Here is a 15,125-nt window from a genome sequence, read left to right as displayed (position 1 = left end):
ATAATTTTCCGTAACAAATGAAGTTTATTTTAACGTCAGTTTTTTTAAACCCACGATCAATTTGCCGAACGAACTCGATTTCATAACGATGATTGTCGTCGCAACAATTTCATATTGTTTTATTTCAAAGCATATTTCTCCCACCAGAATTTCAAGGCCCTCCGCAAACTCGTCTATTTCAAGGATATGTTCTATTTTGTTTTCTATGTATTCGGGAACGGAAAAAGACAGCCGTGTGCCAATAATATTGCTAATGGAACCCATAATTCCGTTCAGCAGGATGTTACCAACCTCGGAAAGCGTTTCCGGTTTGACTACCGTCTGTATATGTGCGCTATGGATTTTTTTTGTTATCAGAGAAAAAACCCTGTTCGCACTGTCGGGAGGAAAAACAAGCACCGCAATGCCGCTAAACGAATTTTCATATTTCATCCTTACCGCAGAAAAGTAGCCGGAAGTATTATGCGCCAGCAATTCATTCTTATAGGTATCAAAAGAAAGTACTCTTGCTGAAACAACCTTTATGTTTATATGAACGTCCAGAATGTCATTAATAATGGCGGCGGCCTTGCCAATGCCTATATTAAAAAGTTCTTGTATCGCATCAACATAATTATGAAGACTCTCCTCCTTTCCCATAAGGACATGGCGTATTGACCTGGAAAGTTCGGCCTTGTTTGGCGGCTTCTGCAAATAATATTCAACGCCTAACTCTTTGCACTCCTTTTCCGCCGTTTTTTGAATATTAGCAGTCAACACTATTACGGGAATGGCGGATTTTTGACTATGCAGGGTTTTAATGATATCGATCCCCGGGATGTCCGGCAAAACAAGGTCGAGGATGATACAGTCCGGATGCCGGGAATGTATAAGTTCTAAACCCTCTGCACCGTTTTTTGCATGTATTATCTCATATTTTTCATCGCGGAGGGTATGCACAATAAGCTCCTTCATAAACAGAGAATCTTCAACTAGTAAAATCTTTGCCATCTACAGCCTCCAAAAAATTCAATGATGATTAAACGTTTAGTACCTTACCTTACCTTACCTTACCTTACCTTCGCAGTAATTTCTTTGCACTTTTTTGCAAAATATTTACTGGTGAAAGCAGAACAAATGGCAAATAAATTCCAGATTCCAAACAGGGTTTTTGATTTGGGCATTGGAATTTTACCGCAATACATGACCCCATTATCTGTATAAACGCATGGGTTCAGGTTGCAAAACCTGAACCCGCCGTGATTAATTTTCAAAACCGTGCAATACATGTTACGCAGTAAGAAAAATGTTCAATATTCAATTCTCAAATTGTAGATCATTTGCCTTTATTCTTTTACATTGAGCATTGAGCATTGAATATTAATTTTCAAATTTGCAAAAAAATGCAAAGAAATTATTGATATTGTATTATTGTATCAAACAATCGCTCCCGATTCACTAAATTATTATCGTCAAAATCATCGGGTATTGTTGCGGAAACATCCGCCTCCGGACGCATCCATTCACATTTTATTTCAGCGAACAGCGACCGGAGTTCCCGCTGCTACAAAGATTTGCGGCTTGATGTTCCCCATACCGTATAGTAAAATCAGACCAGATATTACATTGTTTTCCCCGTAACAATTAAAAACGCTCGTTCCCTATTTCGATTTCACCATTTCAGTCCGAAAAGCCCCCCTTTGGGGGGATTTAGGGGGGGTGCGCAGCATCCGGAAAGTAGTATATGATAAAAGGCGTCACCCTTTTTAGCGGCATTGGCAGAAAGCTATTCTGCTGGTTTTTGCTGTTATCTATTTTCCCCATCATTGTTGTCGCTATACTTACATATCGGTATGGTCAGGAAACTATTAAGAATGAACTCCTCAACGAGGAAGCATTCATCGCCGAAGGGATCAAAAACCACATACTCACCATTCTTGACGCAGGTGAATATTCGGCACAATTTTTCGCATCTGACGAGTTTATCCGAAGGCATTTAGAGATGCTTAATCGCAATCCTGGCAACAAAAATGTCGTAAAAAAATTTAATGATTATATGGTGTACAAGACGAACCTGAATAAGGATTTTTATGAAACCTTTGTTTTAAACCCATCGGGCATAGTTGTTGCCTCAAGCGACGAAAACAGTATCGGAAAGAATGAATGCGATGTGGATTATTTTATTTATGGCAAAAATGGTCCTTATATTAAGGATATCTATATAGACAGGGATACGGGAGAGTATTCTATGGCCTTTGCGTCTCCTATCCTTAGGAAACGCGGACGAAAATTCCTGGGAGTTTTAGTGATCCGCTATAACGCAACGAAGTTAAATGAGATTACCACCGGCAAGAAACTGCTTATAAAAGATTATGGCGGCACTTTCCTCAGAAGGGGAGAAACCAGCGAGGCCTATATTGTAAATAAAAACTATTTTATGATTACCGAATCAAGATTTAAAACGAATGCTATTTTAACGCAATCGGTTCATTCTGAACCGGTAGCCGCTGTATTTTTAAACGGGCATGAGTTTGTAGGGGTTTACAAGGATTACCGGGGTGCTAATGTTATTGGTGCGGCACGGTACTTGAAAAGGATGGAATGGGTTTTACTGGTGGAAACAGATGAATCGGAGGCATACTATCCGATCTATAAATTCAAATACCGCGCAATTACCATGGTTGGCATATGCATTATCGGTGTAATATTTGTATCATTATTTGTTTCACGGGGGATTATCAATCCCATCCTCATGCTTGTTAAGGGTATGAAAAGAGTGGCAGCGGGCGATTTGGATTTTCGGGTAAAAAGCAACCTGAAAGACGAACTGGGAGAATTGACCGATTCGTTTAACAAAATGACGTATTACATTAAAGATTCCAGCGAAAAACTCCTGCACCTGAAGGAGGCCCTTGAGGAAAGAAAAGAGTATTTAGAGAGCATTTTAACGTTTGCAAATGAATTGATCTTTATGCTCGACGCACAGGGCAATTTTACCTTTATCAATCCTAAGATAAAAGACTGGGGCTACGAAGAAGACGAGTTGATAGGGCGGCATTTGATTTCTATTTTATTTAACAAACAGCAACCGCAGGTAAACCAGATTCTTCATGCCGGTTCCCGCAGGAGAGTTGAAGTCGAAGCGATGGATAAACAAAACAATATACGAAATGTATTGCTCAGCACTTCCCAAATAAAAAATAAGGAGGGACAATTAATGAGCATATTGGGGGTTGCCAGCGATATTACGGAGCTAAGAAGTCTGGAGCATAAACTTGTGCAATCAGACAGGCTGGCGTCCATAGGCCAGTTAGTGGCGGGAATTGCCCATGAACTAAATAATCCTATCGGCGTGATATACCTCTATAGCACAGAAAGCCTACGGCTTTTTGAAAGGATTACTATTGCTTTAAAAGAAAGCAACGCACATTCCATCATTGAAGATACACATCGGTTGATCAAGGTTCTTTCCGCCATTGACTGCGGGTCGCTTGTTAATAAGGAACTGTTTGAACAGGAATTGTCCTCCATAATTGATAACCTGAAAAAGAACAGCAGGAGATTTGAGGAAACCTATAACGTTATCAGCAAAAACAGATTCCATTTACATGAATACCTTGAGGGTTCCGCAAAGGAATCCATTCGATGTAAAGAATTAATTGGCGGTTTGCTGGATTTTTCCCGGCAGAAAGAGCCGAGAATGAGCAGGTCAAATGTCAATAAGTTGATCGACAATGTACTCAATATTGTGGAAAAGCAATACCAAAAAGAGAAGATTGACGTTGTGAGAAATTTTGATTCCCGTATTCCAGACACGATGATGGATAGCAGCCAGGTAGAGCAGGTTATTATTAACATTGCCAACAATGCCGTCTTTGCAATAAAAGAATCTCTGAAAGACGCCTTGCGTGAAGAAGCCCGCAAAAAAGGGGTACTGACAATTGGCACACATTTTCACGCAGATAAGGAATCGATAGAAATATGCATAAAAGATAACGGCACGGGCATCAATAAGCATGATTTGGGAAAGATATTTGATCCTTTTTTTACGGCAAGAAAAGATGGAAAGGGAACGGGACTGGGATTAAGCATCAGCTACGGAATTGTAAAAATGCACGATGGAAGTATTGAGGTAGAAAGTATGGCGGGGAAAGGTACAACATTCAGGATATTCCTGCCGGTAAAGGGGAAAAACCAAAATGAACAAAACTAAAATATTGGTCGTTGATGATGAAGAGGGATACCGAAAGGTGCTGTATAACGCACTCACCGAACGCGGATTCCAGGTCAAAACAGCAGCATCGGGAGAAGAAGCGCTTGCGGAACTTAAAAAAAACGCATTCCCTGTAATTGTTATCGATATGAAACTTCCCGGCAGCATTGACGGGCTTGAATTGCTTCAAAGGGCAAAGGAAATGGATAATGCTTCCGTCCTGATAATGACCGCCTATGGCGGGATAGACACTGCCGTAGAGGCAATGAGGCGGGGTGCGTTTAATTACATCACAAAGCCTTTTAGCATTGATGAAATCATGCTTAATATTGAACGCATGATTGAGCAAAATAAAATTATTGAGGAAAACAACTACCTTCATTCCGAGCTGGAAAAAGCATTTGGGCGAAAAACCATTATCGGGAATTCGAAAGAAATACAGAAGTTGATGGATATGATTTCCAGGGTTGCATTTAGCTCCGCCACCGTTTTAATCACCGGCGAGAGCGGCACCGGTAAGGAACTCGTGGCACGGGCAATCCATTTTAACGGCAATAGAAAGCATAAAAAATTCGTAGTGATCAATTGCGCCACCCTGTCTGAACATCTTTTGGAAAGTGAATTGTTTGGACATGTCAGGGGCGCCTTTACCGGCGCTATAAAAGATAAAAAGGGTCTTTTCGAAGAGGCAGACGGCGGCACCCTCTTTATGGATGAGATTGGAGATATTCCGACATCGGTTCAGGCAAAAATCCTGCGCGTTCTGCAGGAAGGGGAATTTATCCCGCTGGGAGATACCGTTGCACGAAATGTAGACGTCCGGATTATTGCGGCGACAAACCAGCACCTGCTCAAAAAAGTACGGGAGAAGGAATTTCGCGAGGATTTATACTACCGGCTGAATGTAATCAATATAAAAATGCCACCATTGCGGGAGAGAAAAGAAGATATTCCGCTGTTAATAAAACACTTTATCGAAAAATATAATAAAAAAGAAAACAAGCAGATAAAGGGGCTTTCTCCCGAAGCGGAAATGGAATTATATAAATATCACTGGCCGGGCAATGTGCGTGAACTTGAAAACGCAATAGAAAGGGCCATTACCCTTACCAATGAACCAATCATTCCGCTACATGTTATTTTACCCATTGTACGGAAAGAAGAAGGCAACAACATGCTCTGGGACGACCTGCTTTCTCACCCTTACAAAGAAGCGCGAAAAAAGGCGCTCGACGCCTTTAATATTAAATATGTAATGAATGTTATAAATAAAAATAACGGTAATGTAACCAACGCAGCAAGAGAATGTAAGATAGAAAGACAATATTTGCAACGCATGCTAAAAAAATACGATATAAAATCAAGGCAGACAATATAATTGCCAACATACAATCGGCAATCGGCAAATCGCAGATGGAGGACTGTTAATTGTGAAATACGAAATCCGAGACAAATCCGAATAACAAAGCATAAAATTCAAAACAAATCCAAAATATTGTAACAATTTAGTTTTTTGAAAAACGTAAAAGCGAGAGACGATGGACTACGGACAACCTTCGTCTCTCGTCCTTCGTACTTCGGATTTCGTATTTTTTATATCTTATTTGGTTTGGCATGCCTTGCCACTACATTGTTAAAAATTACCGAATGCCTAATTAATTTCCGCTTCCGGTTTTCCGATAAAGTATCCTTGTGAATAATCCACCCCCAGCTCCTTTATTTTTCTGTATACTTCAAATGAATCCACATACTCTGCTACGGTTTCTATATTTAATTTCTTCGTAAAATTAACAATAGTTTCAACTATAATCACAGCATTAATATCTTTATCGATGTTTTTTATCAGCGACGCATCTATTTTTATATAATCTACATATAGTTTTAAAACATGTTCAAAGTTTGAGTAACCTGACCCAAAATCATCGATGGCGATCTTACAACCATAGTTTTTCATTTCTCTAATGAATTTGAGCACAATCTCATAACTTTCAATACCTTCGCTTTCCAAAAATTCAAAGATAATTCGTTGTCCCAATTGTGCATTATTATTAAGTTCTTTTCTCAGGAAATCGTTGAAAGATTTATCCAGAATATCTTCGATTGAAAGATTTACGGAGAATGTATAAGCACTGTTTTTAAAGGCATTGAAATTCTTTTTAACGGTTATTTCAGTTAATGATGCATATAGTTTGGATTCTTTTGCGACTTTTAAAAAAGAAACGGGAGACAATACATTGCCGTCTTCATCTTTAATCCTCATCAGGCATTCGTACTTATTAATTTTTCCTGTTTTGTTATCTAATATTGGTTGAAATACAGAAAATATAGTATCGTTCCTAATGGCATTTTTTAATATCCGTATTGTATTTAAATTGGAGGATATGTTTTGATAAATGTTAAGATGTTCGTTGTATTCCATAAACTTTATACGTGCATTTTTTTTCAAATATTTCAGCACCATATCCGCTTTTTCCAGCAGAGGGGCTTCTTTTGAAATACCAATGGTCACACTGGTAGAAATGTCGTAATCATGATAAAGAATGGCGTCTTCTTCCAATGCTGCAATAATTTCATTTACAAGTTTTTCGTATTGGAAAAACGGCGTGTTCTCACATAATACCCCAAAATCATCTCCGCCTAACCGGTATATGTTGGCACGGATGTTTTTCGGCATTAAATGAACGAGTTTTTCTGATATTTTTTTCAATAAATGGTCGCCTGCCTGAACCCCATAAAAACTGTTTATGCGTTTGAATCCATCAAGATTTATTAATAGCAGGATCGGGTTTTTAAACAATTCTTTATCTGATTCAAAAGAAACGCGGTTTAAAAGATTTGTTAACTGGTCTTTTGTTGCAATTTCTCTTAATTCAGATGTTCGTTCATCTACCTTTTTTGAGAGTTGTTGATTCAGGTTTTTTTGTTCCATTTCAATAGCCCTAAGCTTGTTGTTTTGATTTACCATATTTTCGTATGTCGAAACAAGTATATTAAGAATTTGCGGGCCATCGGCATTTATCTTATATTGTTTCCCTTTGTACGCAAAATCCATTGTGGTACGTGGTGCATTAATACAAAGGTTTTTGTTATTCGCAATAAGGTCATCTACCTTTGAAAGGAGAAGCTGGTAGTCACAGGGCTTTGTCATGTAACAATCAGCGCCTGCCTGGATGCTTTTAAGGACTTCTTCGGGGTCTGATAAACTGGTGAGCAATATTACCGGCAATTTGTTAAACAGTTGATTGTTTTTGATTGAACGGCACAGTTCATAACCATCCATCACAGACATCGAAATATCGCTTATTATGATAGACGGACATTGTTTTTTTATTTCTTCCAGGGCAGCAATTCCATTTGATGCGGTAAAGATCCCATATCCTTTATTTAAAAAGACATGCTCCAGTAATTCAAGTTGTGTCAAACTGTCTTCGACGATAAGAATGCTATGTTTTTTCATTTACGTTGGCTAAAATTGATAACGAAGAATATAAGTAACAATAGTCCACAGTCGGCAGTCCCTAAGCTGGCATAGCCAGAACCAAACAAGCACAAAATAAAAAATACGAAATACGAAATACGAAATACGAAACAAATTCGAATAACAAAACATAAAATTCAAAACAAATCCAAAACATACAACAATTATGAAGCACGAAATGCGAGATATGAAAAAGGCTTTTGTTTAGAATTTCAAATAATTTTGTTATTAGAATTTGTTTCGGATTTCGTGTTTCGTGCTTCGGATTTCACAATTATCAGATTTCACAAGTAAACATTTTGCCAAAAAGTGCGAAGGAATCACTGATAAGGTACTATGGCATCCATATATACATAAACGAAGAAGGGGCGCCGGAATGGATAAACGTCTTTATATCAATGTTGAAAAGATTAATGTTTCCTGCGCTTGCGCCGGTTAATTGCGAATATATGTTGTTTTTGTATGACCCGGGTCTGTGATAAAGAATAACTCGCGCCTCCTTAAGATTAGTTTCTTTTTTTGCGATTGAAACAGCGTCATCCAGATACCCTATTTGATCAATCAATCCATTCTCCAGCGCCTGTTGAGCAGAATAAATCCTTCCGTCCGCAAGTTCTCTTATCTTCTCCATCGAAATACCCTCCCTGTTTTCCTCAATGACGCAAAGGAATCTCTCATACATAGCATTGAGTATCTCTGAAAATATCCTCCGATCCTCTTCGGTCATCTTCTTCAAAGGAGAACCCATATCCTTGTGTTCTCCGGTCTTAACAGAGGCATCGGCAATTCCTATCTTCTGCAAAAGCCCTTCTATGCTAAGATTGATCATAATGACGCCGATACTTCCTGTTACCGTTGTCGGGTGCGCTATAATTTTATCCGCAGAAGCCGCAACATAATAACCCCCCGATGCGCCAATATCCATAATACAGGCAATAACCTTTTTTTGCGTCTCCTCTTTAAACCGCATGATTTCATAATACATCATGTCCGATGCAGTAACCTTCCCGCCAGGACTGTTTATGCGCAGGAGAATTGCCTTCACTTGTTTGTCCATCTTCGCCAGCGTCAGCTCTTCCTTAACACGTGAAACCATATCCAGCTCTTCCGTCAAACCGGGAAAGCCTGCCTTTTTTTCATCAGAAATAATTCCTGAAATATCAATAATGAGTATTTTGTCTTTCCCCCTTCCCGAAACGGTCTTTTCCTGAAGCGGTCCCACCGTAGGCCCCAAAGAAACCGTTATAAAACTACAGCCTGAAAGCAAAAACATGAGACAGGAAAGAAAATAGGCAAGGAGCATGTGACAATGATTGTTTTTCATAATTGATTATGGGGGGCGATTTTTAATAATAATTATATGCCATAATAAAACAGAAACCGGTATCTTCTCCCATCGGCAGTCGGCAAATTGCAGATTGCAGATTGCCGACTGGAGACTGCAGACTGTACAGTATTCCCCATTATCAGGGCAATACCGTCCAGCTTTCTTGTCCATTCGTAAGTATCACCTTTTTAATACCAAATCTTCTTAGCGTTGACATCATATCTTCCTGGTGTTCAAGCAATGAGACGGTAAAACGCTTCATATGCTTCCATTCCACTTTCAGACAGTCTTCATCTTCATTTTCAGGGATCGATAACTGGATTTCGTAACCCTGTTCCGATATTTTGCGCTGGAGCAACGAAACAAACTCTTCCTTATCTTCCGCATTTGTTAAAATTTCCTCCAATGAGGGGGCGCCAATTTCATCGTAAAGAAACAATTCCTTATCCACAAAGGCCATAATAAAAATTATCGCCGTAAGAAGGGCTATTGCTCCAAGGATTATTACAACATCTTTATATCGTTCCTTTTGTCTGCGTTTTGCCATAGTTTATGCCTTTGCGTATTTTATTTCCCGCCACCATATTGCGAAAGCGGATTTTTAATGCATCCTTTTATTCTTGTCAAAAAAGTATTGAATCTCGCTTCATCATGCATTACAGTAAACCTTATGATTTCTTAACCCCCACAACAGGCCGGAAGAGAGGTGCAGGGCGGCCTTCGCTTTGCGTTTATTGATTGCCGGCAAGTTTGAAATTCACTGTATGTACTGGCACAAATGAGAAACACGTATAAATTTATATCATTGGGTAATAGACAAAAACAATCATAAAATAATTAAGGAGCAGAAATAATGAACAAGCAAAAATGGAACTATGTAGCGATTGTATGTGTGGCGGCTATTTTTTTTACCTTTAAAATGGCGCTTGCCTCAACCGATACCGTAAAACCAATAACAGTATCTGAATTAAACTCCCTTTTGCATAATAATAAGGGGAAAATCGTAGTAGTTGATCTATGGGCAACCTGGTGCCCTCCATGCAGAAAAGAAATACCGGGATTTATAAACCTCTATAACAAATATAAAAACAGCGGCGTGGAGATTATCGGCATCGCCTTTGATGAAAATGGACTTGAAGTGGTGCCTGATTTCGTAAAAAACAACGGCATTAATTATCCCGTTTATCTTGCGGGAAACGAAATCGCTATTTCTTACAACCTAAGGGCATACCCAACCACCATTATTTACGATAAAAACGGAGACGTTGCAAATAAACACATAGGATTTGTGACGGAAGACGCATTCGACCTGGAAATTGCCGCTCTGCTGAAAAAATAGCCAGTGGCAGGTTTGCCTGAAAGAATTACCATGAAGACAAAGGTTGTTATTGCCATGAGCGGAGGTGTTGACAGCAGCGTTGCGGCACACCTGCTGGTGGAACAAGGATATGAAGTCGTCGGACTTTTCATGCGCTTAGGACTTGAAAAACTGGACGCAATGACGAAAACAAAGGTGTGCTGCAGTCTGGAGGACGCCAATGACGCACAAACCGTTGCCGATCAGATGGGGATTCAATTCCATGTCCTGAATTTTAAAGAAGCCTTTGATCACATTATCGACCATTTCTGCACCGAATACCTGAACGGAAGAACGCCCAACCCCTGCATCATGTGCAATCAGGAACTAAAATTCGGTAAACTGCTGAATTTTGCAAAGATGCTAAACGCGGACTTTGTCGCCACGGGACACTACGCAAAGGTAGAAAAACACAACGGCAGGTTTTTGTTAAAAAAAGGTGATGATCTCAATAAAGAGCAGTCATACGTTCTCTTTTCACTCAACCAGGAACAACTCTCAAAAACCCTTTTCCCCCTGGGAACGCTGACGAAAGAATCCGTCCGCCGGATAGCAAAAGACTTAAACCTGAAAACAAAAGACAAACCTGAGAGCCAGGATATTTGTTTTGTACTGGACAATAATTACCATTCCCTTCTTTACGAGAGATATGGCAACCGTATTACTCCAGGCCCCATCAAGGACAGGCAGGGAAACATCCTGGGAGAACACCAAGGGGCGCCGTTCTTTACCATCGGACAGCGCAAAGGTCTCGGAGTTGCTTTTGGCTCGCCACGATACGTAGTAGATATAAACCCACGGGAAAATGCAGTAATAATCGGCACAGACAAAGATCTCGAGGAAACCGGACTGATTGCCTCCGCACTAAACTGGATTTCCATCCAGCAACTGGAATTACCCATAGAAGTGCAGGCAAAGATACGTTATCACCATATGCCGGCGCACGCTACCGTATCCCCCTTTGGAACAGACAAGGTTCAGGTACACTTCAAAGAACCGCAAAAAGCCATCACCCCGGGACAGGCAGTGGTCTTTTACGACAATGACACTGTTGTGGGAGGTGGATGGATTGACAGGAAAGATTAATAGCACGTATCAGCACTATGAACATATCGCATTTGGCAAGCCCGCACAGAGAAAGACTAGGAAACTGTTGCTTCACCCATCCTGCCCGCTTACGTTTTTGTAACAAGCGTAAAAACCGCTAAACAAAAGGATGATAAGAAAACTTCATAATCCGAACCCTTGTTCGGTAGTAACTATTCAGCGTAAACATTACACGACCACCGGCGGGTTCAGGTTTGCAACCTGAACCTATGAGTTTATGCGGATAATAGGGCTATGTACTGTGGCAAAATTCCAATGCCCAAATCACAAAATCCCTGTTTGGAATCAGGAATTTATTTTTCGTTTATTCTGCCAATAGAAGGCGGGATTGAAAGTATAAAACGTTTGGTTCAGGCTTCGTCGTGAGCTCAGCCGAACGGTTGCAAACCTGAACCCGCGAATGTAGTTTCCGGTGCCATTACGTTCCCAAACATGAATTTGGAAACGATTTGTGCTTCGGTAGTTTAATAGATTACGCTGAATAGTTACACAAAATGAAAATAAAAAAAGACTACGACTATTCTTATCCTTTCAAACGTATTGCTGGCTTTGGACTTGGCGTGGTATTTTTCTTTATCATGCTTATCATGCCGGCGCCGGAAGGTATGTCCCCGCTTGCCCAAAAAACCGCCGCAGTAACCTTGTTAATGGTGTGCTGGTGGATATCGGAAGCGCTCCCCATCTTTGTCACTGCCTTGGCGCCTCTGGCCCTGTTTCCGATCCTGGGGATTATGAATGGCAGGGAAGTTGCAATGCCCTATGCGGAAGACGCGGTATTCCTCTTCCTCGGCGGATTCTGTATTGCAATATCCATGCAGAAATGGAACCTGCACCGGCGCATTGCCCTTTCTATTATAAAGATAATTGGCAATAAACCGAGACAGCTTGTACTTGGTTTTATGATAGCGACAGCCTTTTTGTCCATGTGGATTTCCAATACGGCCACAACTATGATGATGCTTCCCATCGGGATGGCGTTGATTGCCCATTTTTGCGGGAATGAACATGACCAGAAGAGTAAAACACGGTTTGGCACTGCATTGATGCTGGGTATTGCTTACAGCGCAAATATTGGCGGCATAGGGACGCTTGTTGGAACACCGCCAAATATCGTCTTTGCCGGTCAGTTAAAAATCCTGTTTCCCCATGCGCCGGAGATTGGGTTTTTTCAATGGATGAAGGTTGGCATTCCCCTTGTATGTGCATTTATTCCCTTAACATGGTGGTATCTTACCTTTTGGGCTTTCCCCCCTGAACGGAAAACGGGGAACGCTGATACAAACATAATTGATAAAGAGCTTGCGTTATTAGGAAACCTGAATAAGGGAGAGAAATACACGCTGCTTGTATTTATACTTACCTGCCTTGCATGGATATTCCGGAAGGATATTGCCATGGGTTCTTTGAACATTCCAGGCTGGTCCAGCTACTTTGGGCTGGACAACCACGTACACGATTCAACAATTGCAATCTTTGCTGCAATCATCCTGTTTATTCTTCCTGTCGATCTTAAAAAAAGAGAATTTGTGCTTGACTGGGAATCTGCGGTAAAGCTTCCATGGGGAATCTTACTTCTTTTTGGCGGCGGTTTTGCGCTGGCAAAGGGATTCATGGTTACCGGCCTCTCCGATTGGATTGGCAGCAATATGGTGGATTTAGGCACTCTCCCTATCGTAGCAATGATTATCGCTATCTGTTTGTTAATAACCTTTCTGACTGAAATTACGTCAAATACGGCGACAACAACAATGATCCTGCCCATACTCGCCGCTTTATCAGTAACGCTTAACATACATCCCTTTGCTTTAATGCTCCCCGCAACACTTTCTGCATCTTGTGCGTTCATGCTTCCGGTTGCAACACCGCCCAATGCCATTATATTCAGCAGTGACCAGGTCACAATACCAATGATGGCTAAAACCGGCCTTGTTCTTAACCTATTCGGCGTGGCATTGATAACAGCGCTTATCTATCTGGCAGCCATCCCCGTTTTCGGCGTGGCGCTTTCGGAAACACCTGCATGGGCAATGAAAAAATAAGGCTGCTGTTGAGATTTTTAAGGAGAACATCTTTGACAAAAGGTTGAAAACTCATAAACTCATAAACTAAAAGGGAATCTCTGGGATTATTATGCCTTTTCATAATGGAATTTATAGAATTGTATTTTGAAGATTCCGTTGAATTTGTTAAATTTGCGGAAGAATTTTCTGAGAGTATAAAAAATATTATGAACAAAATATTTGATACAGATGAATAGACAAAATATGACAGATTACAAACAAGTGCTTACAGAGATATCAAAAACAAGGGATGTTTTTGCCGAACTCGATAATTTCTTCCGCAAGGCAGATGAAAATATTTTCCATGACCCGGATGACCCGCGGGACGGAATCGGCCGTCTCCCTGGCCTTGACCGGTTGATGTTCCTCATACCATGTGTTTTCAACCGCCTTGAGGAAGATATATCCAAGAGCAGAGAATGTGAAAATGTCGCAATAATCATAGAAAGTTTACAGGCGTTAAAAGAAGGCATAAATAGCATATTGGCTTATTATCTCCGGGATGATGTTGAAGACGCAATCAATTTACTAAGTAACGTCCTGTCAAAGATGGACAAGCTTTCCTCCCAAAAATCCCAATCCGGCGTCCGTTTCCTTAGCGACATAGCGAGAATTGCGCCAGACTTTCAAATTTTCCTTAATATGCTTGAAGGTTTCAGGGAAAATAGACGAATAAGACCCAGTGAACCGGAGGCCGATACATCGTGGTCGCCTGAATGCTGGCTGGATTATTACCTGGAACAAGCCAGGCTCGAAGAACCCCTTATTGCCGTGGTTGACGCTGAAGGACTTTCAGTGGCAAGCCTTGAAAAAGGTATGCAACTTATGATGGAAGAAAGCGCACAAAGGGATAAGATGATGGAAAAACAGTTCATCGCTTATGAACTGATGAAAAAGAGGGACGCAGCCTTCAACCCCGAACACCCGGAAAGGTTTTTAGACATTTCATGGATTCCGGACATAAAAGACGAGGATGGTGATGAAGATTATGAAGTCAGGGGCGTCGACCTTCATTACGAAGAAATGGAAGAAGAGCCACCCGAACCGTGGGCTAGTTCCCTGCCAGAACTGCGCGATTGGAATAAATTCACACATGAATCGTCCTTTGACGATTCGGAATTTTACCGCAAGGATTTTGAAGACGATCCGGTTTACAGTCTGCTTAAGCCTTTTGTACATAACCTTTTTGAAAGCCTGAAACGGGACTATCTCCGTCAGGATAAAGAAAGCAAAAACGAAGAACATCAAATGCGTTCACCTCTGGATCATTATTTAATACTTCTTGCCCTCAAGGCGCAGGTACGAATATCATCTTGTGAAGTATGGGTTGAAAGCGTTGGACACGAAGCGCCGAGAAAAGGGGTTTATCTGTTTGCTATGGAATGCCTGGAACGGATTGCTGAAGCCATAGAAAGATTCTCACCGGAACATCATTATCATCTTGCTACCAAAGCAAGAAATATCAAAAAGCAGATTGAAAAAATACTTTAATCGCAGATGATAAGAAAATATCCGGTTTATTCTATTAAGCCAGTCAAAAACAAATGGTGAAATCAGAAATGCTAAATTTCAATCCTCCCCTCTACCCCCCCTCCAAACCCGAT

At 40.7% G+C, this 15,125-nt stretch carries 10 protein-coding genes; 6 read left to right on the top strand and 4 right to left on the bottom strand.

The genetic code is table 11. The features are described 5' to 3' along the window. Positions 1-24: 24 nt before the first annotated feature. Positions 25-990: a response regulator gene (locus ABJL82_RS02385; RefSeq protein ID WP_347273092.1), complete on the bottom strand. Its 966-nt coding sequence runs from the start codon at positions 988-990 to the stop codon at positions 25-27. Between the two features lie 733 nt (positions 991-1,723). Here ABJL82_RS02385 and ABJL82_RS02380 point away from each other — a divergent pair. After that, positions 1,724-4,192 (top strand): ATP-binding protein, encoded by a 2,469-nt coding sequence (locus ABJL82_RS02380; protein ID WP_347273091.1) that lies wholly within the window; start codon positions 1,724-1,726, stop codon positions 4,190-4,192. Beyond that, positions 4,179-5,570, top strand: a complete 1,392-nt coding sequence (locus ABJL82_RS02375; protein WP_347273090.1) for a sigma-54 dependent transcriptional regulator — start codon at positions 4,179-4,181, stop codon at positions 5,568-5,570. The genes ABJL82_RS02380 and ABJL82_RS02375 overlap by 14 nt, the downstream gene beginning before the upstream one ends. Positions 5,571-5,843: 273 nt before the next feature. On the opposite strand, the gene ABJL82_RS02370 is transcribed toward ABJL82_RS02375, so the two are convergent. The 3 genes from ABJL82_RS02370 to ABJL82_RS02360 form a co-directional block, all read right to left on the bottom strand. Beyond that, entirely contained in the window at positions 5,844-7,649 is a 1,806-nt protein-coding gene (locus tag ABJL82_RS02370) for an EAL domain-containing protein (protein ID WP_347273089.1), read from the bottom strand. 355 nt (positions 7,650-8,004) lie between these two features. Next, positions 8,005-8,994, bottom strand: a complete 990-nt coding sequence (gene sppA, locus ABJL82_RS02365; protein WP_347273088.1) for a signal peptide peptidase SppA — start codon at positions 8,992-8,994, stop codon at positions 8,005-8,007. Between the two features lie 142 nt (positions 8,995-9,136). After that, positions 9,137-9,544 (bottom strand): hypothetical protein, encoded by a 408-nt coding sequence (locus tag ABJL82_RS02360; protein WP_347273087.1) that lies wholly within the window; start codon positions 9,542-9,544, stop codon positions 9,137-9,139. 306 nt (positions 9,545-9,850) lie between these two features. Here ABJL82_RS02360 and ABJL82_RS02355 point away from each other — a divergent pair, with 306 nt between their 5' ends. The 4 genes from ABJL82_RS02355 to ABJL82_RS02340 all read left to right on the top strand — a co-directional run bounded on the left by ABJL82_RS02355 (position 9,851) and on the right by ABJL82_RS02340 (position 15,012). Next, the gene (locus tag ABJL82_RS02355) at positions 9,851-10,336 is read left to right on the top strand and encodes a TlpA disulfide reductase family protein (RefSeq protein WP_347273086.1); all 486 of its coding nucleotides are present in this window, start codon (positions 9,851-9,853) and stop codon (positions 10,334-10,336) included. Positions 10,337-10,366: 30 nt separating this feature from the next. After that, entirely contained in the window at positions 10,367-11,440 is a 1,074-nt protein-coding gene (mnmA, locus tag ABJL82_RS02350) for a tRNA 2-thiouridine(34) synthase MnmA (RefSeq protein WP_347273085.1), read from the top strand. Positions 11,441-11,955: 515 nt separating this feature from the next. Further along, positions 11,956-13,500, top strand: a complete 1,545-nt coding sequence (locus ABJL82_RS02345; protein ID WP_347273083.1) for an SLC13 family permease — start codon at positions 11,956-11,958, stop codon at positions 13,498-13,500. A gap of 210 nt (positions 13,501-13,710) precedes the next feature. Then, positions 13,711-15,012: a hypothetical protein gene (locus tag ABJL82_RS02340; RefSeq protein WP_347273082.1), complete on the top strand. Its 1,302-nt coding sequence runs from the start codon at positions 13,711-13,713 to the stop codon at positions 15,010-15,012. Positions 15,013-15,125 lie beyond the last annotated feature (113 nt).

The sequence above is a fragment of the Candidatus Kuenenia sp. genome, assembly GCF_039794105.1.
GTDB lineage: Bacteria > Planctomycetota > Brocadiia > Brocadiales > Brocadiaceae > Kuenenia.
Note: the sequence above shows the minus strand (reverse complement) of the source record. Positions and strands in the feature narration are given on the sequence as shown.

Bases quoted from the DNA above. Each gene is read 5' to 3' on its own strand.
- ABJL82_RS02375 (WP_347273090.1), top strand. From the start codon at position 4,179: ATGAACAAAACTAAAATATTGGTCGTTGATGATGAAGAGGGATACCGA.
- ABJL82_RS02345 (WP_347273083.1), top strand. From the start codon at position 11,956: ATGAAAATAAAAAAAGACTACGACTATTCTTATCCTTTCAAACGTATT.
- mnmA (WP_347273085.1), top strand. From the start codon at position 10,367: ATGAAGACAAAGGTTGTTATTGCCATGAGCGGAGGTGTTGACAGCAGC.
- sppA (WP_347273088.1), bottom strand. From the start codon at position 8,994: ATGAAAAACAATCATTGTCACATGCTCCTTGCCTATTTTCTTTCCTGT.
- ABJL82_RS02385 (WP_347273092.1), bottom strand. From the start codon at position 990: ATGGCAAAGATTTTACTAGTTGAAGATTCTCTGTTTATGAAGGAGCTT.
- ABJL82_RS02360 (WP_347273087.1), bottom strand. From the start codon at position 9,544: ATGGCAAAACGCAGACAAAAGGAACGATATAAAGATGTTGTAATAATC.
- ABJL82_RS02340 (WP_347273082.1), top strand. From the start codon at position 13,711: ATGAATAGACAAAATATGACAGATTACAAACAAGTGCTTACAGAGATA.
- ABJL82_RS02370 (WP_347273089.1), bottom strand. From the start codon at position 7,649: ATGAAAAAACATAGCATTCTTATCGTCGAAGACAGTTTGACACAACTT.
- ABJL82_RS02380 (WP_347273091.1), top strand. From the start codon at position 1,724: ATGATAAAAGGCGTCACCCTTTTTAGCGGCATTGGCAGAAAGCTATTC.
- ABJL82_RS02355 (WP_347273086.1), top strand. From the start codon at position 9,851: ATGAACAAGCAAAAATGGAACTATGTAGCGATTGTATGTGTGGCGGCT.